Origin of the sequence: Variovorax paradoxus, from assembly GCF_022009635.1 — a bacterium.
Taxonomy (GTDB): Bacteria; Pseudomonadota; Gammaproteobacteria; order Burkholderiales; family Burkholderiaceae_C; genus Variovorax.
In genome coordinates this window covers 4,624,279-4,648,615 of sequence record NZ_CP091716.1, presented here as the reverse complement: position 1 = coordinate 4,648,615, position 24,337 = coordinate 4,624,279, and the positions used below count along the sequence as shown (strand labels likewise).

The following is a 24,337-nucleotide window of genomic DNA, read 5'->3' as shown; positions in this document are numbered from 1 at the left end:
ATTCGCCAACAGCCTTTGCTGCCTAGCCTCATAGATCGCTTCTGCCTTGGAAATCGTGTTCAGCTTGCTTGGGTGCGCCGGATGAATGCTGGGACCGGCCCGCTTTCGCGTGCGGCCGCAATTATGTCTTCGGCCAACCCGTCTTCCCGGCGCCCGGGGGAATACTTTTTCATGGTATTCCGGGGGAGCCCGCTCACGCAGAATGGCGCCATGAAGCCTGAACAAGACTCCCGAGAAACCCGTGTGAATACGGGTGCCGCACCGGCTTTTTTCGAGGGCAGCTGCCTGTGCGGCGGTGTCAGGTACGAAGTCCGCTCCAGGATCAGGGCGGTCTCTCACTGCCACTGCAGCATGTGCCGCAAGGCCCATGGGGCCGCCTTCGCCACCTATGGCAGCGTGCCGACTGGCGATTTCGTGGTCAAGGCCGGCGACGGGCTGGTGCGCAGCCGCGGTTCATCGCCCGGGGTCACCCGGACCTTCTGTTCGGGGTGCGGCTCCCCGTTGACGTGGCACAGCATTCACGGCGATGCCGCCGCCTGGATATCGTTTTCGCTGGGGACGCTCGATACGCCGTTCACCCCGTCGAAGCAGCGGCATGTTCACCTCGAGTCCGCGCCGTCCTGGCACGGCATCGGCGAAGCGGCCCCGGGGTGACCGCCGAAATGTTCAGGAAGCCGGCCGAACCCAGGCCACCAGCAGCGCCAGCCAGCGCGCCTTCCAGGCTGCAGTGAAGGCAATCGTCAGCGCGGCGCCGGCCAGCGTCATGAACCACACCAGAGAGGCCATCGAGGCGTGGTCGACCGCCAGGCACAGCAGCAGCGAGACGACCAGCCCCGCCACGCCGAGCACCCTCAGCAGCACGACCGTGCCGCGCGACGCGGGCACCGGGCCGAATGCCTGTTCCCAGTGAACGTCCATGGCCAGCGCCAGCCAGCCGAGGCCGGCGATGTTGGCCAGCACGGCCAGCAGCAGGAGGATGGCGTCAGGCACGGGCGCTCTCCTTCACGTTGGTGGGCGTTGCGCGAGGCGTGGCTGGGGCGGTGGCCACGCCGGCGCGGTTGCCGAGCTTGCGCGCGGCCATGACCGCGACCGCGGCGCTGGCGAGCATGAACAGGTCGACGCCCGCCACCGGCCAGTAGCCCTGGCCGATGGTGCGCAGCAGGTGGTCGCCGGTGGTCACCCAGTTCAGCAGCACCGCGGACACGGCCATGACGGCGATGGCCCAGCACTGCTCGGCCCAGGCCGGCGCCATGCGCGCCTGCGCCACGGGCGCGGTGCGCCAGATGGCGTGCGCGAATGCGAGCAGCCAGGCGCCGCAGAAGACGTATTTCTCCCAGTCGCCGCGCGCGGGCAGATCGTCCGGCAGCAGGCGGTTGCCGATCAGCATGGCCAGCGTGGCGACGAGCATGCCGGTCACGGTGGTCACAGCGAAGGCGTCGACCCAGCGCGCGCCGCCGCGTTCCTGCTTCGCATGCTGGCGCTTGCGCTTTTCCACGAAGAAGATGAAGCCGGTGGCAATGCACGCGCAGCCCGAGAGGCCGCCCAGCACGTACAGCCAGCGCAGCAGCCAGTGGCGGAAGTGCTGCAGGTGCAGGCCGGTGAGGAAGGTGTTGACGCTGGCCACCGGCGTGAGCGGCGGGTCTTCGCGCAGCACTTCACCGGTCGAGGCCTTGAAGTGGATGCCTTCGCCGGTCAGCGCGATGCGGTCGGTGCCGGCGCGGTACACGCTGACGTAGCTGTTGGCGTCGCCCACGTGCTGCACGCTGAGGAAGCCGACATCGCCCGCCATCTCTTTCGCCGCCCAGCGGCGGCGGGCCTCGGCCACCATGGCGTCCACCGAGGCCAGCGTGCCGGGCACGCCCGCGCGGTCGTGCGGCAGGCCGGTTTCCAGCGCCTCGTGCTTTTCATGCAGGTCGTGCAGCGGCTTGAGCTGGGTGTCGGTGATCGGAAAGTAGATGCTGCCGAAGATCACCAGCCCCGAGAAGGCGAAGATGAAATGGAAGGGCAGCGCCACCACGCCGGTCAGGTTGTGCAGGTCGAGCGCGCTGCGCTGCGTGTGCTTGCGCGGGCGGAAGGTGAAGAGCTCGCGGAAGATCTTGCGGTGCATGACGACGCCGCTGACCAGCGCCACCAGCATCACCAGCGCCGAGAACCCGACGATGAAGTAGCCCAGGTTCTTCCACTCCAGGTGCAGGCTGTAGTGCAGCGGGTAGAAGAACTGGCTGCCGATCTTCAGGTGATCGTCGGGCAGCAGCTTGCCGTTGCGCGGGTCGATGGTGCGGTCGCCGAACACGCTGTCTTCGGGGTCCTTGGCATTGGGCAGCTCATAGCTGGCGAACAGGCTGAGCACCGGGTCGCGGTGCGTGGTGTAGGCGCCCCAGCTCTTGACCACCGGGAAGCTGTCGGCCATGGGGCCGCTCACGCGGCCGCGGGCCTGCTCGATGCTCTGGGTGCTGGGCTTCATCTCCTGGAAGACGGGCAGCAGCATCTTGTCGAACGATGGCATGGGCTGCGGCGCGAAGCGGGTCGAGGGGATCGCCCAGCGGTCGATCTCGCGGTCGAACACCGACAGCGAGCCGAAGAAGAAGACGGCCATCAGCACGAAGCCCAGCACGAGGCCGAACCACGTATGAAGCCAGGCCATCGAGAGGCGGAAATTCTGGAACACGGACTTGGGTCTCCTTGCGCGTGCGCGCCAACAATCAAAGCAGCGCGCGCTGCACCAGCCAGGCGGCACCGGTCATGAGCGCGCCGCCGCCAGCCAGCACCACCCACACGCGCGCCAGGCTCTGCGCCGAAAAGGCCCAGAGAAACGCGACCAGGAAGACGATGAAGCCCACGATGTAGCCCAGGGCCTCGGCATCGTGGAATTCCATGCGGGCTGCGAACAGCAGGCCGATGGCCAGGGCGATGAAGCCCCAGGTGAAGGCATAGCCGCCGAGCATGCCGGCGGCGATGCGCCAGACGATGCGGGACTTGGAGATGTTGGCGGAAGCGGTCATGCGATCGTCGAGGCGGCGCGGTGCGGCGGCCTCGAACGAATGGCCGATTCGATGCCTCGTATCAAATAAGAACTATTCTCATGATATCTCGGCTTTGCCGGCGCGTGCGCCATGCGCAAGCGTCTCGGAGGGCCTTTCGCCGAAGCGGGCGCGGTACTGCGCCGCGAAGTGGCCAAGGTGGAGGAATCCGTATTTCTCCGCCGTCTCGCGCACGCCGCCGCCGTCGTCGCTCAGCGCCGCGGCCAGCAGGTCGGCCCGTACCTTGTCGAGCCTGAGTTCGCGCAGGAACTCCATCGGCCCCTGGCCCGCGTGCTGACGAAACGCCAATTGCAGCGCCCGCGCGCTGCAGCCGACCTCGCGGCACACGTCGGCCAGCGACACCGGCTGCTCCGCGTGCGCCGACATGAATTCCTGCGCCCTGCGCACCACGCGCGGCATCAGGCCGCGCTGCGCGTCGCCGGCCAGTGCGCCCGAGTGGTTGTGCCGCGCCGACATCAGCAGGCTCGACATCAGGTAGCCCTCGGCATGCTCGGCCAGGCGGTTGCCGCCCGTCTGCAGGGCGTTGCCGGCATCGAGCGTGAGCCGCAGGTAGTCGATGAAATGCACCAGCGGCGCCAGCGCGGGGTTGTCGAGCGGCACGCCGAGCTCGAACACCAGCGCCTGCCGCACGGGTGCCTGCAGCAGCGCTTCCAGCCGCGACTGCAGCGCCGGCCTTGCCAGCCGCACGATCAGGTGCGGGCTGTCGTCGGCCCAGCGCATGGAGAGCGGCTCGGTGGGCGAGGGCAGCGAGGCGAGGCTGGGCGTGGCGTCGACCTGCTGCGCGCCGCAGCGGATGTCGGCGCCGCCGCGCAGCGGAATCTGCAGCAGGAAGAAGTCCTGCAGGTAGCCCGGCTCGATCTGCACGCCCGGCCCGTACTGCACATAGTTGAGGCTCACGTCCCGGTGCAGGCGTGCGCTGTGGTGGCAGGCGTCCAGTTCGGTGCGCGGGCGCAGCATGTTCAGGCCGTGCGGGCAGAACACGCGGGCCACGCTCTCGCGCGCCTCGTCCACGTCGTGGCTTTCGAACAGTCGGTAGCGCTGCAGCGGCAGCCGTGGGGTCGTGGCGGCGGTTTCCATGGGGCTGGGGCACCGTAGCAAAAACCATCCCCGCCCACAATTCGGACTGTCCCTCGCCGAAAAACATGCGCGGCAGGGACAGCGCCTGCGCTTGCGGGATGCGTCCGCGCCGCTCGACCTCCTAACGTACGACCCCACGGGCCAGCCCGGCCCGGTCGATCCACCAAGAGGAGAGCAAGCGTCATGTTCAAGGGACTCGAAGGCAGGAGCGCCATCGTCACCGGCGGTGCCACATTGATAGGAGCCGGCGTGGTGCGCGCGCTGCACGCGGCCGGGGTGAAGGTGACCGTTGCCGACATCGACGCCGCCAACGGACAGGCGCTGGCCGATTCGCTGGGCGCCGGCGCGCTCTTCTCGCACACCGACATCACCGACGACGCCCAGGTGGCGGCCTGCGTGGCGCAGGCCGCGCAGCGGCACGGCGGCGTGCACTTTCTGGTCAACCTCGCGTGCTCGTATGTGGACGACGGCTTCAAGTCGCCGCGCGCCGACTGGCTCACCTCGTTCAACGTGAACGTGGCGAGCGCCGTGGCGATGCTGCAGGCGGTGCATCCGCACATGGTCGCGGCCGGTGGCGGCGCGGTGGTCAATTTCACGAGCATTTCCTCGCGCGTGGCGCAGACGGGGCGCTGGCTGTATCCGGTCAGCAAGGCCGCGATGGCGCAGCTCACCCGCAACATGGCGATGGACCTGGCGGGCGACCGCATCCGCGTGAACAGCGTGTCGCCGGGCTGGACATGGTCGGCCGTGATGGACCGCCTGAGCAACGGCGACCGCGCCAAGACCGATCGCGTGGCCGCGCCTTTCCACCTGCTGGGCCGCGTGGGCGACCCCGACGAGGTGGCGCAGGTGGTGCTGTTCCTGTGCTCCGACCACGCGAGCTTCGTGACCGGTGCCGACTACGCGGTGGACGGCGGCTACGCGGCCATGGGCCCCGAGCAGGCCGTGCCGGCCATTCCCAAGTTGATGGACTAGCAAGCAAGCCAACAAGCAAGCAAGGAGCAAGGCAATGAAGCGAATCGCAATCGTCGGCGCGGGCCAGTCGGGCCTGCAACTGGGGCTCGGCCTGCTGGGCGCGGGCTATGAAGTCACGATGTTCAGCAACCGCACGGGCGAAGACATACGCAACGGCAAGGTCATGTCCAGCCAGTGCATGTTCAACACTTCGCTGCAGATCGAGCGCGACCTCGGGCTTGATCACTGGGCCGAGGAATGCCCCACGGTCGACGGCATCGGCCTGGCCGTGCCGCACCCCGAGCAGAAGGGCGCCAAGGCCATCGACTGGGCGGCGCGGCTGCATTCGAGCGCGCAGTCGGTCGACCAGCGCGTGAAGATCCCGGCATGGATGGCCGAATTCCAGAAGAAGGGCGGCGAGCTGGTCTTCAAGGACGCGGGCATCGACGAGCTCGAGACCTGCACCCAGACGCAAGACCTCACGCTGGTGGCGAGCGGCAAGGGCGAGATCTCGAAGCTCTTCGAGCGCGACGCCCACAAATCGACCTTCGACAAGCCGCAGCGCGCATTGGCCCTGACCTACGTGAAGGGCATGAAGCCTCGCGAGCCCTTCTCGGCCGTGTGCTTCAACCTGATTCCGGGCGTGGGCGAGTATTTCGTGTTCCCCGCGCTCACGACCAGCGGCCCCTGCGAGATCATGGTGTTCGAAGGCATTCCGGGTGGCCCCATGGACTGCTGGGCCGACGTGAAGACGCCGCAGGAGCACCTGGCGCGCAGCAAGTGGATTCTCGACACCTTCACGCCGTGGGAGGCCGAGCGCTGCAAGGACATCGAGCTGACCGACGACAACGGCATCCTCGCCGGCCGCTTCGCGCCCACGGTGCGCAAGCCCATCGCCACGCTGCCATCGGGGCGCAAGGTGCTGGGCCTGGCCGACGTGGTGGTGCTCAACGACCCGATCACCGGCCAGGGCTCGAACAATGCGGCCAAGTGCGCCGACGTTTACTTCAAGAGCATCCTCGCGCGCGGCGACGGCGCGGCCGATGCCTCGTGGATGCAGCAGACCTTCGACCGCTACTGGTTCGGCTATTCGCAGTGGGTCACGCAGTGGACCAACATGCTGCTCGCGCCGCCGCCGCCCCATGTGCTGAAGCTGCTCGGCAGCGCCGGCGCGATGCCGACGCTGGCCAGCGCCTTCGCCAACGGCTTCGACGATCCGCGCACCTTCTTCCCGTGGTTCGCAGACCCCGTGGAGGCCGATCGCTACATCGACACCTGCGCCGCAGCGGCGGCCTGAGAGCGCGATGAAACGCAGCGTTGCCATCGTCGGTGCCGGCCAGTCCGGCATGCAGCTCGCGCTGGGCCTGCAGGCGGCAGGGCACGAGGTGACGGTCTACTCGAACCGCAGCGCGCGGGAGATTTTCGAGGGGCCTGTCATGTCCAGCCAGTGCATGTTCGAGACCGCGCTGCAGACCGAGCGCGAACTCGGCCTCTGCTTCTGGGCCGACGACTGCCCGCGCGTGGAAGGCATCGGCATGACGGTGCGCAACCCGCAGGGCGGCAAGGCCATCGAGTGGAGCGCGCGGCTCGACGGCGCGGCGCAGTCGGTCGACCAGCGCGTGAAGATCCACGGCTGGATGAACGCCTTCGAGCAACGCGGCGGCCGGCTCGTGCTGAAGGCCGTGGGGCTCGAGGCGCTGGAGGCGTGCGCTCTCACGCATGAACTGGTGGTCGTGGCCAGCGGCAAGGGCGAGATCGCGAAGCTTTTCGAGCGCGACGCCGAGCGCAGCGCATTCGACGCACCGCAGCGCGTGCTGGCGCTGACCTACGTGAAGGGCATGAGGCCGGCGCAGCCGTATTCGCGCGTGTGCTTCAACCTGATTCCCGGCGTGGGCGAGTACTTCGTGTTCCCCGCGCTCACGACCAGCGGACCGTGCGAGATCATGGTGTTCGAAGGCCTTCCGGGCGGCCCGATGGGCTGCTGGGCCGACGTGAAGACGCCGCAGGAGCACCTGGCGCGCAGCAAGCAGATCCTCGAAACCTTCCTGCCCTGGGAGGCCGAGCGTTGTCGCGACATCGAGCTGACCGACGACAACGGCATCCTCGCCGGCAGCTTCGCGCCCACGGTGCGCAAGCCGATCGCCACGCTGCCTTCGGGGCGCAAGGTGCTGGGCCTGGCCGACGTGGTGGTGCTCAACGACCCGATCACCGGCCAGGGCTCGAACAACGCGGCCAAGAGCGCCCACATCTACCTCGAGCGCATCCTCGAAAACGGCGACGCCTCCTTCGACGCGGCATGGATGCAGCAGACCTTCGACCGCTACTGGGAGGGCTACGCCCGCTGGGCCACCGACTGGACCCGCAGCCTGCTCGCGCCGCCCACGCCGCACCTGCACAAGCTGCTGCAGAGCGCGACGCACATGCCTTCAGTCGCGAGCACGGTGGTCAACGGCTTCGACGATCCGCGCGCCTTCGCGCCCTGGTGGTTCGACGCGGCGGAGGCCGACCGCTTCCTGGAGGCCAGGGCGCGCGAGGCCGCGGTCGACCGCTTCGACCGGCGCGACTTCCGCAAGGCGCTGGGCCAGTTCTCCACCGGCGTGACCGTCATCACCACGCGCGCCATCGACGGGCGCCGCGTGGGCATGACCGCCAACTCGTTCTCGTCGGTGTCGCTCGATCCGCCGCTGGTGCTGTGGAGCCTGGCGCGCAATGCGCCGAGCCTGGCGGACTTCACCGGCGCCAGCCATTTCGCGATCAACGTGCTTGCAGCGCACCAGCATCACCTGTCGCGCCAGTTCTCGACGCCGCAGGCCGACAAGTTCGGCGGCGTGGACTGCTGCGAGGGCACGGCGGGCGTGCCCTTGCTCAACGATGTCATCGCGCGCTTCGTCTGCCGCAATGTCAGGCAGTATGACGGGGGCGATCACCTCATCTTCATCGGCGAGGTCGAGCGTTACGACCGCTTCGACGGCGAGCCGCTGGTCTTTCACTCGGGCTACTACCAGGTGACGACGCGGCACCCGGAATGTTTGCAATAGAACGGAGAACCCACATGCAAGAGAAAACCAAGGCTTCGGGCCAATACATCCAGATGCAGGCCGCCGACGGCAGCGGCGCCTTCCGCGGCTACCTCGCGCTGCCCGAGGCCGGCACCGGCCCCGGCCTCGTGATCGCCCAGGAAATCTTCGGCATCAACCACACGATGCGCGAGGTGGCCGACTACTACGCCGAAGAAGGCTACGTGGTGCTGGTGCCCGACCTGTTCTGGCGCCAGGAACCCGGCGTGGAACTGGGCTACAGCGAAGCCGACTGGCAGCGCGCCTTTGCCCTCTACGGCGGCTTCGACGAGGCCAAGGGCATGCAGGACATGCAGACCGCCATCGACGCGCTGCGCGCCCGCGCCGAGGTGACAGAAAAGAAAGTCGGCGTCCTCGGCTTCTGCCTCGGCGGCAAGCTCGCCTACCTCAGCGCCTGCCGTACCGACGCCGACGCGGTGGTCGGCTACTACGGCGTGGGCATCGACGCCGCGCTGGACGAGGCCGACAAGATCCAATGCCCGCTGACCCTGCACATCGCCGAGCTCGACAAGTTCTGCCCGCCCGAGGCGCGCGACCGCATCCTGGCCGCGCTCAAGGGGCGGCCCGGCGTGTCGCTGTACGTCTATCCCGGCATGGACCATGCCTTCGCGCGCGCGGGCGGCGAGCACTTCCACAAGCCCTCGGCGCTCATGGCGCACGAGCGCAGCATCGCCACGCTGAAGGACGCCATCGGCCCGAACTACGACCTTTCGGCGCTGTGGGACAAGCACTGCGAATACGAGTTCGGCACGCGCAACGTCGACGACACCATGGGCACCATGGTGGCCGAGCCGTACGTCAACCACATCCCGACCATGACCGGCGGCGTGGGCTACAAGGACCTGCACGCGTTCTATACGAACCACTTCGTCAACAGCAATCCGCCCGACACGGCGCTCACCTCGATCTCGCGCACCATCGGCGCCACGCAGGTGGTCGACGAACTGCTGTTCAGCTTTACGCACACCACCGAGATCCCGTGGATGCTGCCCGGCGTGGCGCCCACCGGCAAGCGCGTGGAAGTGCCGCTGCTGGCGGTCATCAAGTTCCGCGGCAACAAGCTCTATCACGAGCACATCTACTGGGACCAGGCCAGCGTGCTGGTGCAGGTCGGCCTGCTCGACCCCAAGCTGCTGCCGGTGGCGGGCATCGAGACGGCACGCAAGCTGCTGGACGAGACCTTGCCGTCGAATACGTTGATGCGCTGAGGCATTGAGCCGTGGCCGGGCAGTCCGCCCACGGCATAGGCCATCCGTCGAATGCACAGCGGCGGCTTCCCTGCCTAGCATGCAGCGCATCGCCGCTCTTGCAGACGCCTCCGATGACCCAGACTGCTTTCATGGCCCGATTCGCGCGCATCGCGGGCGCGGCATTGCTCTGCCTGCCGGTTGCGAGCGCCTTCGCCGCCGAGCCCGCCAAGGACCATCCGCTGGTCGGCCGCTACGAGGGCGCGGTGCTCGACGGCTACAAGGCCGCCGCCTACGACGAGGTCGGCCTCATCAAGGAGCCGTTCCAGAACTGGGCCGGCGGCAAGCCCGACCTGCTGCCGGTCGAGGGCAAGGTCACGCTCTACCTTTACCGCCTGCCCAGGGAGCGCTCGCTGCTCGAGGTGCAGCGCAACTACGAGTCGAGCCTGAAGGCCAAGGGCTTCGAGGTGCTGTTCAGCTGCGGCACGGCCAATGCGTCGTGCTACAAGCCGCGCCCGGGCAGCGTGGACACGACCACGCCCTATGACTTCGCGCTGGCCTTCGACAACCCCGAATGGCCGCGCCTGGGCAGCCGGGGCGACTACGCGCGCAACTACTTCGCGGTGAGCGGCCGCTACCTGCTCGCGAAGAAGACCGGTCCCTCGGGCACCGTGTACGCCAGCATCGCGCTGGCCGAGCACAACGCCGATGTGGGCAACCATGCCTTCGTGCGCGTGGTCGAGACCAAGGCGATGGAAGACAACAAGATCGTCTTCGTCGACGCCACGGCCATGCAGAAGAGCCTGGCGGAGACGGGGCGCATCAACCTCTACGGCATCCTGTTCGACCTCGACAAGGACATCATCCGGCCCGAGTCGCAGCCCACGCTCGACGAAATGACCAAGCTCATGCGCGGCAATCCGCCGCTGAAGCTGTCGGTGGTGGGGCACACCGATGCGCAGGGCGACGCGAAGCACAACGACGACCTGTCGAAGCGCCGCGCGCTGGCGGTGATCGCGGTGCTGGTGAAGGCCGGCGTGGACCCGCGCCGCTTCACCACACGCGGCGCCGGTTCGGCCGAGCCGGTGGCGCCCAACGACAGCGAGGCGGGGCGCGCGAAGAACCGGCGGGTCGAGCTGGTCCGGCTCTGAGCGGCCGGATTCTTCAGCTCTTGAGTGCCGCAAACAGCGTCGCCCAGTTGCCGGGCGCCGCGCCGACCAGCGCATTCAGGTGCGCCTGCAGCCGCGCGGCCACTTCCTGCAGCGTGGTGCTGCCCGCGACCGGCTCGTCGCCCGCGACCTGGCCGATCCACACATCGGCGTCTTCGGCGCCGGCTTCTTCCGGCACTTCCCAACCGCCTGCCGCGCCCAGCAGGTAGCGCAGGTGGTAGGGGAGGCCAAAGCCGGGCTCGGGCGTGCCTTCGCGGCGCACGCGGCCCAGGCTTGCGATGGTGGCGGCCAGCGCACGGCTGTCGATGGTGCGGCCGGTCTCGTCGCTGCACAGCTCTGAGCCTTCGACGGCATGGCCCACGAGCTGGCTCCAGTAGGCCTCGTCGTGCGTGCCGTCGCGCTGTGTCATGTGACGGCTGGCAAAGCGGGCCATGAGCGCGGGGTCGGCAATGAGCGGCGACAGCGCCAGGTCGCTGCGGAAGTCGAAGCCGAAGAAATGCAGGGTGCCGTCCAGCCTGATCGCCTCGATGGCGCCCAGGTGCCCGTCGCGGCCCGCCAGCGGCGCGGGAACCGCGGGGCCCGTCTCCATGGCGGGGGCGGGCGGAGGTTTTTTCCTGAAGAAGTCGAACATCCGAAGATCCTTTGGGGAGTTTCAGTGCCCCGCGATGTTCGCATCTTCTTCAGATGACCGGCACGCTGGTCTCCTTCAGCACGCGCAGCACGAAGTGCGACTTGCTGTGCCGGATGCCGGGGATCTTGTAGAGCTTCTCGCGCAGGAGGCGCTCGTAGTCGCGGGTGTCGCGCACGGCGATGCGGATGTAGTAGTCGTAGTCGCCCGAGACCAGGTAGGCCTCCTGGATCTCCGGGATGGTGGCTAGCACGCGGCCGAAGTCGTAGAGCGTCTCGTCGGTGTGGCTCTCCAGCGTGACCTGCACGATCACCGAGTCGTGGTAGCCCAGCTTGGCCGGATCGACGTCGACCGTGTAGCGCTTGATGACGCCCGTGGCCTCGAGTTTCTTGATGCGCGTCCAGCAGCTGGTGGGCGACAGGCCGACCTCGTTGCCGATCTCCTGCAGGGTCTTGCGGGAGTCGAGCAGCAACACCCGGAGGATCGCCAGATCGGTCTTGTCGAAAGATCCTTCGTTGTCACCGATGATTTGCCGATTGATCTTCATGAATCGAGTCCAAAGAGCCAAAAGAAAGAAGCATATTTTGCGCTCAAACCGGAAGAATTGACGGCATGCGACTGCTCGACCTACCCCTCACGCCCTCCCTGTCCCTCCACCCCGAGACGCCCCCCGTGGTGCGCAACGGCGCCGAAGCCCTGCTCGACACGCTGGTCGAGTGCGGCGTCGACACCATCTTCGGCTACCCCGGCGGCGCCGCGCTGCCGCTGTACGACGCGCTGCACGGCGAGCCGCGGCTGCGCCACGTGCTGGTGCGCCACGAGCAGGCGGCGGTGCACGCGGCCGAAGGCTATGCGCGCAGCACCGGCCGGGTGGGCGTGGTGCTGGTCACTTCCGGCCCTGGCGTGAGCAACACCATCACCGGGCTGCTCGACGCCATGAGCGACTCGGTGCCCGTGCTGTGCATCAGCGGGCAGGTGGCGACCGCCGTCATCGGCACGCAGGCTTTCCAGGAGAGCGACGCGCTGGGCATGTCGCGCTCGGTGACCAAGTGGAACCGGCAGGTGCGCTCGGCGGACGACGTGCCTTCGCTGGTGCGCCGCGCAATGGAGATCGCCACCACCGGCCGCCCGGGCCCGGTGCTGCTCGACGTGCCGAAGGACATCCAGCTCGACCGCCTGAGCCACGCGCCCGAGCCAGCGCCGCTGCGCGCGCTGCGCACCAGCCGCGCCGCGATGCCGCCCAAGGCCATGCTGCAGCGCGCGGCCGACCTGCTGTCCACCGCGCGCCGGCCGGTGATCTACGGCGGCGGCGGGCTCATCAACTCCGGCCCCGAGGCCTGCGAGGCCTTCACGCAACTGGTGAACCTGCTGCACGCGCCGTGCACGCTCACGCTCATGGGGCTGGGCGCCTTCCCCGCGTCGGACCCGAAGTTCATCGGCATGCTGGGCATGCACGGCATGCTCGAAGCCAACCTCGCGATGCACGAGGCCGACCTGGTGGTGTGCATCGGCGCGCGCTTCGACGACCGCGTGACCGGCAAGCTCGACGAGTTCTGCCCGCATGCGCGCAAGATCCACATCGACATCGACCCCGGCAGCATCAACAAGGTGGTGCATGTCGACGTGCCGATGGTGGGCGACTGCGCGGCGATCCTCGAAGGCCTGCTGGCGCTGCTGCCCGAGAGCTTCGCGCCCGAGCGGCTCGCGCCCTGGTGGGCGCGCATCGAACGCTGGCGCGCCGAAGACTGCCTGGCCTTCGAGACGCGCGAGGACGCGATCCTGCCGCAGCAGCTGATGTCTTCGCTGAACCGCGCCATTGCAGGGCGCGACGCGATAGTGTCGACCGATGTCGGCCAGCACCAGATGTGGGCCGCGCAGTACCTGCGCTTCGACAGCCCGCGCCGCTGGCTCACCTCGGGCGGGGCCGGCACCATGGGCTACGGCCTGCCGGCCGCCATCGGCGCGCAGATCGGCCACCCGGAAGCGCTGACGGTGTGCGTGAGCGGCGATGCGTCGGTGCTCATGAACATCCAGGAGCTGTCGACCGCGGTGCAGCACCGCGTGCCGGTGAAGCTGGTGCTGTGCAACAACGGCTACATGGGCATGGTGCGCCAGTGGCAGGAGCTGAACCACGGCAACCGCCTGAGCCATAGCTGGAACGAGGCGCTGCCCGACTTCGTGGCGCTGGCCAAGGCCTTCGGCTGGGGCGCGCGCCGCGTGACCGACCCGGCGGAACTGGAAGATGCGCTGGCCGAATGCCTGGCGAGCGACGGGCCGTTTTTCCTCAATGTCGAGGTGGCCGCGCAGGAGAACTGCTTCCCGATGATGCCGGCGGGGCACGGCCATCACCGCGTGATGCTGGCGAAGGACCGCTGGTACGAAGAGGCTTGACGGGCCGGTGTCCTCAGGCGGTGGCCTTCGAATAGACGAAAGCCCCGCCGCCCACGAGCAGCAGCGCGAGCGCCAGCAGGTCGGCCGCGAAGACCCTGGCGAGCTGCGCGTTGCTGCCGCCCACCGTCCAGGCGAGCAGCAGGAACGACGCAACGCTGACGAAGCCCGCCACCAGTGCCAGCGCCTGCTGCTGCGGCCGGAACGCGGCGTAGCAGAAGAATGCGCCGAGCAGGCCGAAGAGCACCGCCCGGTGGCGCATCAGGATCTCGAGGTTGGGCTCTTCGACGGCAATGCCGTAGAGCCCCGACAGCCGGGCCGCGCCCAGCACGCCGGCCAGCGGCAGCAGATGGATGATTCCGACGAGGAGCAAGGCGGCGGTGACGATGTGGCGCATGCACGGTTCTACCGCGCGAGCGTTCGTCCACGCCATGACCTCGCAGGTCATGGCGTGCCTCAGGCGGGGCGTTTCTCGACCACGCCCTTCACCACCGGAATGGCGGTGAACACATTCGGCCATCCGACATAGAAGGCCAGGTGCGCCAGCATCTCCGACACCTCCGGCTTCGTCAGTCCGTTGTCCATCGCGCGGTTCAGGTGATAGGGAATCTGCGCGACCTGGCCCGATGCGATCAGCGCGGTCACGGTGACCAGGCTGCGGTCGCGCGGCGCGAGCGCGGGGCGCAGCCAGAGGTCCTTGAAGAGCACGTCGCCCGTGTATTGCACGACGCCCTGCGAAAGCGGTCCCACGTCCTGTTCGACGCGTGCGGCGCGCTGCGCTTCGGCCGCCTTGTCCAGCGGCAGCAGCTCGGGGCTGGCGGGCGGCAACTGGTCGGCGCCTATCTTGCGTTCCGCGTAGACGTTCTTCGCGACTGATACAGCCGCCATCGCATTGCCCCAGCCCGAATAGAACGCGAGGTGCGTGATGATTTCCGAAAGCTCCGCCGGCTTGACGCCGCTGTCGAGCGCGCGGTCGAAGTACGCCGCCATCTCAGCCGTCTGGTTGCGCGCGATGAGCGCCGCGGCGGTGACCACGCCGCGATCGCGCGCCGAAAGCCCGGGGCGCTTCCATACGTCGCCGAGCAGCACGTCCTGCGCATAGCGTTCGAGCGCCGGGGCGACGCTGCGAACATCTCCGGGGGACGCGGCCGAGGCACCGGAGGCGCGCTCCGCGTGAACGACAGTGGTGGCCATCAGCGACAGCGAGGCGAGGGCGGTGGAGAGCAGTTTCATGGTCGGTGTCCTCACTTGCCGTACTGTTCGTCGCTGACCTTCTCCTGCCACTCGACGTTCCTGCCGTCGAGCGACTCCTGGATGGCCATGTGCGTCATGCCGTTCGCCGCAGTCGCGCCGTGCCAGTGCTTCACGCCGGGCGGCGTCCACACCACGTCGCCGGGCCGCAGTTCCTGCCTGCGTCCGCCTTCCTGCTGCACCCATCCGCTGCCCGCGGTGACGACCAGCGTCTGGCCGAGCGGATGCGTGTGCCAGGCCGAGCGCGAGCCGGGCTCGAAGGTGACGTAGGCGCCGGCAACGCGCGAAGGCGCCGTCGCCGCGAACAAAGGATCGACGCGCACCGCGCCGGTGAAGTTCTGCGCCGGCGCCTTCGCCGAAGGCTGCGTGCCGTGGCGGGTGACGGTCATGGTGTCTTGCGCGTGCGCGGCCGATGCGATCAGCAGCAGGCCGTGGAGAGCGGTGGCGGTGAGCGGTTTCATGCCGACGAATCTATAGGCCGGCGCCGGCCGGCACTAGCCATCTGAAACCGCAAACACTGATGAGGTTGGCTCATGAATGCCGCGCGGCATTCGTCGGCCTGCCGAAGTGTCAGGGCCGGTAGCGCAATGCGTCGATCACCACCGCCATCGCCCGCGACGACTCGCGGCGGCTGGCGTAGAAGATGTGAAGTCCCGGGAAGGTGGGGCACCAGTCGCCCATCACGCACTGGAGCCGGCGCTCCGCCAGATGGTGCCGGACCATGGATTCGGGCACGAAGGCCAGCCCGGCGCCGTCGAGGGCCGCGTTGATCATCTGGTAGGCGCCGTTGCAGGTCAGTTGCCCGTCGACGCGCACCTGCAGCTCTCGCTTGCCCTTGCGCAGTTCCCAGGCGTAGAGCCCGCCGCGCGTCGGCAGCCGCAGCGTGATGCAGTTGTGCGCGAGCAAGTCCTGCGGCTTTTTTGGCGCGGCGTGCTTCGCCAGGTAGGAAGGCGCGCCGACGATCACCATCAGTTCGTCGGGGCCGATGCGCACCGCGATCATGTCCTTGGCCACCTGGTCGCCGAAGCGCACGCCGATGTCGTAGCGGTCGGCCACGATGTCCGCCAGCCCGTAGTCGACGATCATCTCGATCTTGAGGTCGGGGTAGTCGGGCAGCACCCGCGAGAGCCTGGGCCACAGCACGGCGTCGGCCGCGTAGTCGGTGGTGGTGATGCGGATGGTGCCCGCGGGCTTGTCGCGCAGTTCGGCCAGGGCCGACAGCTCGGCCTCGATTTCCTCGAACCTGGGGCCCACCGTGTTCAGCAGCCGCTCGCCGGCGTCGGTGGGCGACACGCTGCGCGTGGTGCGCGTCAGCAGGCGGATGCCCATGCGCGCCTCGAGCCCGCGCACCGTGTGGCTCAGCGCCGATTGCGACACGCCCAGCCTGGCGGCCGCGCGGGTGAAGCTGCGCTCGCGGGCGACCGCGAGGAAGGCAAGGATGTCGTTGATGTTCTCTCGGGGCATTCATGAATTGTGCTCATTGGTGCATGCGCATTCAAGCGGCTAGTCGAAAAAGGCGCCGCCGCCCAGAATGCTGCGAGACAGCAAGCAAAGGAAAGCACCATGGAATACCGAAGACTCGGCCGCAGCGGCCTGAAGGTGTCGCCGCTGTGCCTGGGCGCGATGATGTTCGGCGGCGAGACGGACGAGACCGTTGCCACGCGCATCATCGACAAGGCCTTCGAGCAGGGCGTCAACTTCATCGACACCGCCGACGTGTATCACGCCGGCCGCTCCGAAGAGATCGTGGGGCGCGCCATCGCGCCCCGGCGCGACAGCTGGGTGGTGGCCACCAAGTTCGGCTTTCCGGCCACCGCCACGGCGGGGCCGAACGAGCAGGGCCAGTCGCGCAAGTGGATCGTGCAGTCGGTCGAGGCCAGCCTGCGGCGCCTGAAAACCGACTACATCGACATCCTGTACTTTCACCGCGCGCTGGCCGACGTGCCGCTGGAAGAGGGCGTGCGCGCCATCGGCGACCTGATCCGCCAGGGCAAGCTGCGCTACTTCGGCGTGTCCAACTTCCGCGGCTGGCGCATCGCCGAGATCGCGCGCATTGCCGACCAGCTCGGCATCGACCGGCCGGTGGCCAGCGAGCCGCTCTACAACATCGTCGACCGCACCGCCGAGGTCGAGCAGCTCCCCGCCGCCGCGCACTACGGGCTGGGCGTGGTCTCCTACAGCCCGCTGGCGCGCGGCGTGCTCAGCGGCAAGTACGCGCCAGACGCGCCGCCGCCCGCCGACAGCCGCGCCGGACGGGGCGACAAGCGCATGCAGCAGACCGAATGGCGGCCGGAGTCGCTGAAGATCGCACAGGCCATCGGCGCGCACGCCGCCGCGCGTGGCACGACCTCGATCGCCTTTGCGCTGGCGTGGGTTTTGAAGAATCGCCTGATCAGCGCCACCATCGCGGGACCGCGCACCGAAGCGCAATGGGACAGCTATGCCGACGCATTGCGGCTGACCCTGGGCCCGGACGACGAGAAACTGGTCGACGGCCTGGTGCCGCCGGGCCATGCCTCGACGCCCGGTTATTCCGATCCCGGCTATCCCGTCGAAGGACGGGTCGCCACCTGAAGAAAGACACAGCAAGCCATGACACTCGCACACGCCTATGCCGCCAGCTCCGCCACCACGCCGCTGGCGCCCTTCAGCTTCGAGCGCCGCGCGCCCATCGCGCGCGACGTGGCCATCGACATCCTCTACTGCGGCGTCTGCCACTCCGACCTGCACACCGCGCGCAGCGAATGGGGCCCGACCACCTACCCCTGCGTGCCGGGCCACGAGATCGTCGGGCGCGTGCGGGCGGTCGGCGCGGAGGTGTCGAAGTTCAAGGTCGGCGACCTCGTCGGCGTGGGCTGCATGGTCGACAGCTGCCAGCACTGCCAGCCATGCAAGGACGGGCTCGAGCAGTACTGCGACAACGGCATGACCGGCACCTACGACAGCCAGGAGCAGGTGTCGCGCGCCAACACGCTGGGCGGTTATTCAGACCACATCGTGGTGTTCGAGAAGTTCGTGCTGAAGATCTCGCACGACGAAGCCTCGCTGGCCGCGGTCGCGCCGCTGCTGTGCGCCGGCATCACCACCTATTCGCCGCTGCGCCAGTGGAAGGTGGGGCCGGGCTCGAAGGTGGGCGTGGTCGGCCTCGGCGGGCTGGGGCACATGGGCGTGAAGCTGGCCGCGGCCATGGGCGCCCACGTGGTGTTGTTCACCACCACGCCCGGCAAGGCGGAAGACGCGAAGCGGCTCGGCGCCGCCGAAGTCGTGGTGTCGAGGAACGAGGCCGAGATGGCGGCGCACCGCAACAGCTTCGACCTCATCATCAACACCGTGGCGGCCTCGCACAACCTCGACCCCTTCGTGCAGTTGCTCAAGCTCGACGGCACGCTGGTGCTCGTCGGCGCGCCGAGCACGCCGCATCCCTCGCCGGGCGTGTTCGGCCTGATCATGAAGCGCCGCCGCATCGCGGGCTCGATGATCGGCGGCATCGCCGAGACCCAGGAGATGCTCGACTTCTGCGCCGAGCACGGCATCGTCTCGGACATCGAGACCATCGCCATGCCCAAGATCAACGAAGCCTATGAGCGCATGCTCAAGAGCGACGTGAAGTACCGCTTCGTGATCGACATGGCGACGGTTCAGGCCTAGGGCGCAGCCCTGGGCCCTAGGAGTGCCCGTCCACCCGCATCTGGAACAGGAAGTAGGGCGGAATGCAGGCGCCACGCCCTTCGGGCTGGCCCTCGGCCTGGGCGCAGATGTAGTCGTCCCGGCAGGGCTGCTGCGCCGAGCAGCTGCGCAGGTTGCCGGGGCGCGTGTGCCTGGCCAGGCATTCGCCGAAAGGCTTCTTCGCGGCCAGGCAGCTGTTGAAGTCGCTCAGGATGGCGATGCCGCCGCAGGTGCCGTTCGCATCTTTCGGATCGCAGGGCCCCGAGCACATGCCGCCGGGGAAGCCGACCGAAGTCTTCTCGCACACGGAGGCAGCGCCTTCGCAGGAAATGCGCGGCAGCTTCTCCGCGCGGTCGAGCCATGGGTTGGTCGATGGCGTGATGCGCGTGGGCTCGCAACGCGAGCCGACCGTCGCGGGCTCGGCGGCGGCGCTTGCTTCCAGCGGCTCGGCGAGCGGCCGGAACGGATCGGGCCGGGCCGTCGACAGCGAGGCCGCCACGTAGGCGCCGCGCCGCGCCAGTTCGTCCTGCACGTGGGGCGAGTGCGGCACCGCGAGCGCGTTCCCGTTGGTGAAGGTGCGCGATGCGCCGCGCCGGTCCACGCCCAGCAGATGAAAGCCGGCGACCGCGCGGCTCTGGTGGCAGCCCATGCAGCTCAGGTCGTCGAGGCGGCGCAGCAGCGCCTGCGGCGACCGCAGCGTGCGACTTCCGGGCACTGCCTGCCATTCGCCGGGCTGGAACACTTGCTCGAATGGGCGGTTCGCGAGCCGTTCGAGTCCGCGCGGCGCGACCGACACAGCTTCTGTCGCCAGGAACCGGTCGGGGATGCGCAGGGTCGCCTCGTCGAGCGCGCGCAGGTTGTCGGGCTGGCGCAGCCACTGCAGCAGCTCCTTGCGCAGCGGCGCGCTGGCCTTGAGCTTCGCGACATCGGGCGTGTTCTCCAGCGGCCTCACGTCGTAGCGCTTGGTGCCTGCGTTCCAGCTGAAGGCGCGCAGCATGTATTCGGCATGGCCGCCCAGGTCGGGCCGCACCGCCGAGGGCCAGCGCACGCTCTGCAGGTTGGTCGTGACCTGCGAGATGCGCGCGTGCGCCAGCCGCTTGGGCGCCAGCGGGCCGTCGGCCGACACCAGCCAGCGGCCCAGCGCTTCGTCTTTTGTTGCGCTTTGCGGCGGCTGCCAGAGGCGGGCCGTGGCCGCGCAACCGCCGTCGGCATCGGGCGCGTCGCCGCGCAGTTCGACGTTGACGGTCATGGGCAGGCGCGACTGCATCGCGGCGCTGCGATAGGCCAGCCGGTACACCAGCCGCGTCTCGCCGCAGGCGCCGTCCTGGAAGGGCCGCCGGTCCATGCGGTTGGCGACGCCGACCAGCTCGAAGAATGCATCGGCGCTCGCGAGCCAGCGGACGTCGAACAGCCGGTGCGGATAGCGCGCAATGCCGACGCCGGCCTGCCGGTCGCGCCGCTGGATGCCGGCGAGGCTGTCGCCCAGCGGGCCGGAGATGGCGCGCCATGCGGGCGAACGCGCCAGCGCCTCGTTGGCGGCGATGCCGCCGTTCGCCGCGGGCGCCGCCGTGTCGAACCAGCGGGCGAAGCCGGCACCGGAGCGCTCTGCGGTCTGCAGGGCGGCGGGCGCGGTGACGAGCAACAGCGGCTCGGCGGCGCTCGCCGCGAAGCTGGTCGCTGCGGCGAAGGCCAGCGCAAGTGGCGCGAGCAGGCGGTGTCTGATGAAGTGCACGCGGGCGATTGTGCCGCGCCCGTCCGCGCCATCGGCCGTTCAGGCGGCGGCCATCTGCTGTCGCATCATCCCCGCCACCGCCACGCCTTGCGGCTCGCCCAAGCGCTCCAGTGCCGCGATCACGCCGCGCCGGTCTTCTTCCGAGCGATCCTGGTTGAGCTTGTATTTGCCTTCGAGCGAGCGCACCGGAATTTCGACCACGGCGATCATGTCCAGCCTGGGCGCCACGTAGTCGAAGGGCATGGCGTCGTAGTCCCAGTCGCCGCCGTAGGCCTCGCGAAGCGGCGTGTCGTACTGGGCCACCGTGCGTTGCAGCACCGCGTGCACGGCCATGCGCTCCTCGACGACGCGCGGCGTGCCGCGCGCATGGATGGCGGTGTAGTTCCAGGTCGGGAAGGTGCTCTGCTTCACATACCAGCTCGGCGTGATGAAGGCGTGCGGCCCCTGGAAGATCACCAGCGCCTCGGCGCCCGCGCGCAGGTCTTCGAGCTGCGGGTTTTTCTTCGCGAGATGGGTGGTGAGCAGGCCTTGGCCGCTGTCGCCGTGCTGCGCATCGAGCAGGAAGGGCAGGTGCGTGGCGCTGGCGCCTGACGGGCCGACGGTGACGAGCGTGGCGAAGCTCCAGGCGCGCATGCCGGCATGCAGCGTCGCGAGGTCGGCCTCGACATAGGGCTTGGGCGTGTACATCGCAGTTGGCGGTGTCAGCGGGCGGCCAGCGTACGCAGCCAGCGTACAGTCTCGTCGAAGGCGCGGGCCGCCACGTCGGCCACCGACACGGCTTCCAGGAAGCCGTGGATGGTGCCGGGGTAGAGCGTGTCGGTCACCGCCACGCCGGCGGCGCGCAGGCGCGCGGCCATGAGCAGGTTGTCGTCGTGCAGCGGGTCGCATTCGGTGACGACCATGCACGCGGGCGGCAGCCCCTCCAGCCGCGCCGTGAGGCTGTGCACGCGCGGATCGGCGGCATCGCCGGGCTTGCGCAGGTACAGGCCGTAGAACCACACCATCATGTGCAGCGACAGGCCGTACTCGCCCGCGCCGTAGCGCACCACCGATTCGCGGTACAGCTCGGTGCTGTAGGCGCCGTAGTTCAGCAGCATGCCCAGCGGCAGCGCGTCGCCTTCGTCGCGCAGCACCAGGCAGGCACCCACCGAAAGGTTAGCGCCGGCCGAGTCGCCGCCGATGAACAACTGCGCGGGGTCGATGTCGAGCGTGCCGGCGTTGGCCCGCAGCCAGCGCATCACGTCCACGCATTCGTCGTGCGGCTGCGGAAACTGTGCCTCGGGCGCGCGGGTGTAGTCGATGCCGATCACCGCGATGCCGGCGCGGCCCGCGTACTCGCGCATCACGCGGTCGTGGGTGTCGAGGCTGAAGAGCACGAAGCCGCCGCCGTGGATGTAGACCAGCGCGCCCTGCAGCGTGCGGTTCTCAGGGTAGTGCACACGGATGCGCACGTTGCCGTGGCGCGTGGGCACTGCGTGCTCGACCATCCTGGCCATCTCGGGGCCGCCTCGCGTCCACGGCGCGCGCACCTTCTCGGCATTCGCGCGGCCTTCGGCGATGGAAATGGTGTGGCGCTTCGGGTAGCGCGCACCTTCGGCGCCCATGAGGCGCATGAACTCGACGATCTGCGGATCGAGCGGCGGCGGCGCGCTCGGGTTCTGCCAGGAGTAGGGCGAGGGGGAAGAAGATGTCACGCGAAAGCTTTCTCGGAAATGGCGGCGGGTGCGATGTCGAGCGAGGCCAGCGGCCTCGGCGTGGCGGCGAGCAGCGCCTGCGTGTAGGCATGGCGCGGGTCGTCGAACACGGCGTCGCGCGCGCCCTGCTCGACGATGCGGCCGCGCTCCATCACGATCACGCGGTCGGCGATCTGTTCGACCGCCGCGAGGTCGTGGCTGATGAAGAGGCAGGCGAAGCCGTGGTGCTGCTGCAGGCTCTGGAACAGGCTCAGCACTTGCGCCTGGATGGTCATGTCGAGCGCGGACACCGGCTCGTCAGCCACCACGAAGGCGGGCCGGCGCACCAGCGCCCGGGCGATGGCGACGCGCTGGCGCTGGCCGCCCGACAGCTCGTGCGGGTAGCGCGCGCCCAGGCCGTCCAGGCCCACTTCGTCGAGTGTTTCCTTCACGCGTCGCACGCGCGCCGCGGCGTCGAGCGAGGGCAGGTGGCGCAGCGGCTCGGCCACGATGTCCTGCACGCGCATGCGCGGGTCGAGCGAGGAGAACGGGTCCTGGAACACCAGCTGGCAGGCCAGCCTGAAGCGGTGCAGCGCGGCGCGGCCGGCGGTGCGCACGTCTTCGCCGCGAAACAGGATCTGCCCGCTCTGCGAAGGCGCGAGCCGCAGGATGGCGCGGCCCAGCGTGGTCTTGCCCGAGCCGCTGCCGCCCACCAGCGCGACCATCTCGCCCGGATGGATGTCCAGGTCGAGCGAGTCGATCACGTGCACGGGCGCATGACGCTTGAACAGGCCGGCGCGGGCGCCGGAAAAGCTCACGCACAGGCTGCGCACCTGTACCAGCGGCTGCCGCGGCGCATCGCCCTGCGGCTTGGCGGCCTGCCGGCGCGGCAGCGCGTCGACCAGCTTGCGGGTGTACGGCTGCTTCGGCGCCACCAGGATGCCGGGCACGTCACCGGTCTCGACCAGCTGGCCTTTCTCCAGCACGATGGCGCGCTGCGCATAGCGGCCCACGAGCCCGAGGTTGTGCGTGATCAGCAGCACGGCGGTGCCGTTGTCGCGCGCCAGGCCCACCATCAGGTCTAGCACTTCGCGCTGGCTCAGCGTGTCCAGCGCGGTGGTCGGTTCGTCGGCGATCAAGAGGCGCGGCTTCAGCAGCATCACGCTGGCCAGCATGATGCGCTGGCGCATGCCGCCGGAGAACTCGTGCGGATAGGCGTGCATGCAGCGCTCGGGGTCGGCGATCTGCACGCGGCGCAGCATGTCGAGGATGCGCGCGCGAATCTCGGCGGCCGGCAATTGCGTGTGCATGCGCAGGCCCTCGGCCATCTGCTCGCCGATGCGGTGCACCGGGTTGAGCGAGACCATCGGCTCCTGGAACACCATGCCGATGCCCGGCCCGCGGATGGGGCGCATGGCCTTGGGGTCGCGCGCGGCCAGGTCTTCGCCGTCGAACACGATGCGCCCGCCGGTCTGCAGGATGCCCGGCGGCAGCAGTTGCAGGATGGCGCGCGCGGCCATGGTCTTGCCGCTGCCCGATTCGCCCACCACCGCGAGGAATTCGCCAGGCTTCACTTCGAAGCTCAGGTCGTGCACCAGCGGCCGGGCGCCGTGGCGCAGCTCGATCTTCAGGTGCTCGACCGACAGCACGGGCCTGGCGGATTGGTTCGATGGAGTGTTCATGCCTTCTCCGTGCGCGGATCGAGCCGGTCGCGCAGCGACTCGCCCAGCAGGTTGATGCCCAGCAGCGTGAGCGCGATGCACAGGCCCGGCACCACGCACAGCCACACGGCCGAGGCCATGTAGGGGCGGGCGCTCGCGAGCATGTTGCCCCAGGTGGGCGCGGGCGGCGGCACGCCCAGGCCGAGGAAGCTCAGCGCGCTTTCCGACAGCAGCACCCAGCCGAACATGCTGGTGGCCAGCACCGCGACGGGCGCCACGCAGTTGGGCAGGATGTGGCGCCACATTGTGTAGAGCTCGCTGTTGCCGATCATGCGCGAGGCCTCGACGTACTCGCGCTCGCGCAGAGACAGCACGGTGCCGCGCACCACGCGCACCACCGACGGCGCATAGGCCATGCTCAGCGCCAGAACGATGCCCCACTTGTTGGCGCCGACGATCACCATCACGCCCAGCGCCAGCAGCAGGCCCGGGAAGGCCAGCAGCGTGTCGTTGAAGGCCATCAGCACCCGGTCGGTCCAGCCGCGCACGAAGCCCGCGACCACGCCCACCACGAGGCCGATGGCGGTGGCCAGCGTCACCGTGAGCAGCGCCACCAGGCAGCTGGTGGCGGCGCCCTGCATGGCACGGCTGGCCACGTCGCGGCCGAACTCGTCGGTGCCGAGCCAGTGCGCCATCGAGGGCGGCTGCAGCTTGGAGCGCAGGTCGATGGCCAGCGGGTTGTAGGGTGTCCACACGGCCGCCACCACGGCCAGGACCAGCAGCACCGCGATGAGCACGCCGCCGATGAGGGTATGGGTCTTGAGCTTCTTCAC

The 24,337-nt window shown here is 69.0% G+C and carries 24 protein-coding genes and 1 pseudogene; 10 read left to right on the top strand and 15 right to left on the bottom strand.

The features are described 5' to 3' along the window. Positions 1-210 precede the first annotated feature (210 nt). Positions 211-654, top strand: a complete 444-nt coding sequence (locus L3V85_RS21595; protein ID WP_237674748.1) for a GFA family protein — start codon at positions 211-213, stop codon at positions 652-654. A gap of 12 nt (positions 655-666) precedes the next feature. Here the strand turns inward: L3V85_RS21595 and L3V85_RS21590 are convergent, their stop codons facing one another. The 4 genes from L3V85_RS21590 to L3V85_RS21575 all read right to left on the bottom strand — a co-directional run bounded on the left by L3V85_RS21590 (position 667) and on the right by L3V85_RS21575 (position 4,118). Next, complete coding sequence (locus L3V85_RS21590) at positions 667-990, bottom strand: DUF3325 domain-containing protein (RefSeq protein ID WP_237674747.1); 324 nt, start codon at positions 988-990, stop codon at positions 667-669. Continuing rightward, positions 983-2,668, bottom strand: a complete 1,686-nt coding sequence (locus L3V85_RS21585; RefSeq protein WP_237674746.1) for a PepSY-associated TM helix domain-containing protein — start codon at positions 2,666-2,668, stop codon at positions 983-985. Before L3V85_RS21585 ends, L3V85_RS21590 begins: the two co-directional genes overlap by 8 nt. A 34-nt stretch (positions 2,669-2,702) precedes the next feature. Then, positions 2,703-3,002 (bottom strand): iron uptake protein, encoded by a 300-nt coding sequence (locus L3V85_RS21580; RefSeq protein WP_237674745.1) that lies wholly within the window; start codon positions 3,000-3,002, stop codon positions 2,703-2,705. 78 nt (positions 3,003-3,080) lie between these two features. Further along, a complete protein-coding gene (locus tag L3V85_RS21575) occupies positions 3,081-4,118 on the bottom strand; it encodes an AraC family transcriptional regulator (protein WP_237674744.1) in 1,038 nt (345 codons plus the stop codon). A gap of 183 nt (positions 4,119-4,301) precedes the next feature. Here L3V85_RS21575 and L3V85_RS21570 point away from each other — a divergent pair, with 183 nt between their 5' ends. The 6 genes and pseudogenes from L3V85_RS21570 to L3V85_RS21545 all read left to right on the top strand — a co-directional run bounded on the left by L3V85_RS21570 (position 4,302) and on the right by L3V85_RS21545 (position 10,487). Beyond that, entirely contained in the window at positions 4,302-5,093 is a 792-nt protein-coding gene (locus L3V85_RS21570; protein WP_237674743.1) for an SDR family oxidoreductase, read from the top strand. A 34-nt stretch (positions 5,094-5,127) separates the two neighbouring features. Continuing rightward, positions 5,128-6,369: a styrene monooxygenase/indole monooxygenase family protein gene (locus L3V85_RS21565; protein ID WP_237674742.1), complete on the top strand. Its 1,242-nt coding sequence runs from the start codon at positions 5,128-5,130 to the stop codon at positions 6,367-6,369. Between the two features lie 7 nt (positions 6,370-6,376). After that, positions 6,377-7,612: pseudogene (locus tag L3V85_RS37445) on the top strand (styrene monooxygenase/indole monooxygenase family protein); the annotation flags it as partial. Then, positions 7,586-8,110, top strand: coding sequence for a flavin reductase family protein (locus L3V85_RS21555; protein ID WP_237680621.1), 525 nt, complete (start codon positions 7,586-7,588; stop codon positions 8,108-8,110). The pseudogene L3V85_RS37445 and the gene L3V85_RS21555, both read left to right, overlap by 27 nt. A gap of 14 nt (positions 8,111-8,124) precedes the next feature. Further along, complete coding sequence (locus L3V85_RS21550; protein WP_237674741.1) at positions 8,125-9,357, top strand: dienelactone hydrolase family protein; 1,233 nt, start codon at positions 8,125-8,127, stop codon at positions 9,355-9,357. 113 nt (positions 9,358-9,470) lie between these two features. Next, positions 9,471-10,487, top strand: coding sequence for an OmpA family protein (locus tag L3V85_RS21545; RefSeq protein WP_237674740.1), 1,017 nt, complete (start codon positions 9,471-9,473; stop codon positions 10,485-10,487). Between the two features lie 13 nt (positions 10,488-10,500). On the opposite strand, the gene L3V85_RS21540 is transcribed toward L3V85_RS21545, so the two are convergent. After that, positions 10,501-11,094, bottom strand: a complete 594-nt coding sequence (locus L3V85_RS21540; RefSeq protein WP_237674739.1) for a hypothetical protein — start codon at positions 11,092-11,094, stop codon at positions 10,501-10,503. A 91-nt stretch (positions 11,095-11,185) separates the two neighbouring features. Then, positions 11,186-11,680, bottom strand: a complete 495-nt coding sequence (locus L3V85_RS21535; RefSeq protein ID WP_172839876.1) for an Lrp/AsnC family transcriptional regulator — start codon at positions 11,678-11,680, stop codon at positions 11,186-11,188. A gap of 65 nt (positions 11,681-11,745) precedes the next feature. On the opposite strand from L3V85_RS21535, the gene ilvB reads away from it, so the two are divergent. Then, positions 11,746-13,524, top strand: coding sequence for a biosynthetic-type acetolactate synthase large subunit (ilvB, locus tag L3V85_RS21530; protein ID WP_237674738.1), 1,779 nt, complete (start codon positions 11,746-11,748; stop codon positions 13,522-13,524). Positions 13,525-13,537: 13 nt separating this feature from the next. On the opposite strand, the gene L3V85_RS21525 is transcribed toward ilvB, so the two are convergent. From L3V85_RS21525 to L3V85_RS21510, 4 genes are all read right to left on the bottom strand, one after another. Beyond that, complete coding sequence (locus L3V85_RS21525; protein ID WP_237674737.1) at positions 13,538-13,918, bottom strand: phosphopantetheine adenylyltransferase; 381 nt, start codon at positions 13,916-13,918, stop codon at positions 13,538-13,540. A 59-nt stretch (positions 13,919-13,977) separates the two neighbouring features. Then, the gene (locus L3V85_RS21520; protein WP_366491388.1) at positions 13,978-14,754 is read right to left on the bottom strand and encodes a carboxymuconolactone decarboxylase family protein; all 777 of its coding nucleotides are present in this window, start codon (positions 14,752-14,754) and stop codon (positions 13,978-13,980) included. 11 nt (positions 14,755-14,765) lie between these two features. Further along, positions 14,766-15,233: a (R)-mandelonitrile lyase gene (locus L3V85_RS21515; RefSeq protein ID WP_414080145.1), complete on the bottom strand. Its 468-nt coding sequence runs from the start codon at positions 15,231-15,233 to the stop codon at positions 14,766-14,768. 109 nt (positions 15,234-15,342) lie between these two features. Further along, complete coding sequence (locus L3V85_RS21510; RefSeq protein WP_237674736.1) at positions 15,343-16,236, bottom strand: LysR family transcriptional regulator; 894 nt, start codon at positions 16,234-16,236, stop codon at positions 15,343-15,345. Between the two features lie 99 nt (positions 16,237-16,335). Between L3V85_RS21510 and L3V85_RS21505 the strand changes: the two genes are divergently transcribed. Then, positions 16,336-17,346 (top strand): aldo/keto reductase, encoded by a 1,011-nt coding sequence (locus L3V85_RS21505; RefSeq protein WP_237674735.1) that lies wholly within the window; start codon positions 16,336-16,338, stop codon positions 17,344-17,346. 18 nt (positions 17,347-17,364) lie between these two features. Continuing rightward, complete coding sequence (locus L3V85_RS21500) at positions 17,365-18,420, top strand: NAD(P)-dependent alcohol dehydrogenase (RefSeq protein ID WP_237674734.1); 1,056 nt, start codon at positions 17,365-17,367, stop codon at positions 18,418-18,420. Between the two features lie 16 nt (positions 18,421-18,436). On the opposite strand, the gene L3V85_RS21495 is transcribed toward L3V85_RS21500, so the two are convergent. Genes L3V85_RS21495 through L3V85_RS21475 form a run of 5 tightly spaced genes read right to left on the bottom strand, consistent with a single transcriptional unit; the run spans position 18,437 to position 24,337 of the window. Continuing rightward, a complete protein-coding gene (locus L3V85_RS21495; protein ID WP_237674733.1) occupies positions 18,437-20,170 on the bottom strand; it encodes a hypothetical protein in 1,734 nt (577 codons plus the stop codon). A 39-nt stretch (positions 20,171-20,209) separates the two neighbouring features. After that, positions 20,210-20,857 carry an FMN-binding negative transcriptional regulator gene (locus L3V85_RS21490; protein WP_237674732.1) on the bottom strand — a complete coding sequence of 216 codons (648 nt, stop codon included), beginning with the start codon at positions 20,855-20,857 and terminating at the stop codon, positions 20,210-20,212. Between the two features lie 14 nt (positions 20,858-20,871). Continuing rightward, positions 20,872-21,864 carry an alpha/beta hydrolase gene (locus tag L3V85_RS21485; protein WP_237674731.1) on the bottom strand — a complete coding sequence of 331 codons (993 nt, stop codon included), beginning with the start codon at positions 21,862-21,864 and terminating at the stop codon, positions 20,872-20,874. Beyond that, positions 21,861-23,525 (bottom strand): ABC transporter ATP-binding protein, encoded by a 1,665-nt coding sequence (locus L3V85_RS21480; protein ID WP_237674730.1) that lies wholly within the window; start codon positions 23,523-23,525, stop codon positions 21,861-21,863. Before L3V85_RS21480 ends, L3V85_RS21485 begins: the two co-directional genes overlap by 4 nt. Further along, positions 23,522-24,337, bottom strand: a complete 816-nt coding sequence (locus L3V85_RS21475; RefSeq protein WP_237674729.1) for an ABC transporter permease — start codon at positions 24,335-24,337, stop codon at positions 23,522-23,524. Before L3V85_RS21475 ends, L3V85_RS21480 begins: the two co-directional genes overlap by 4 nt.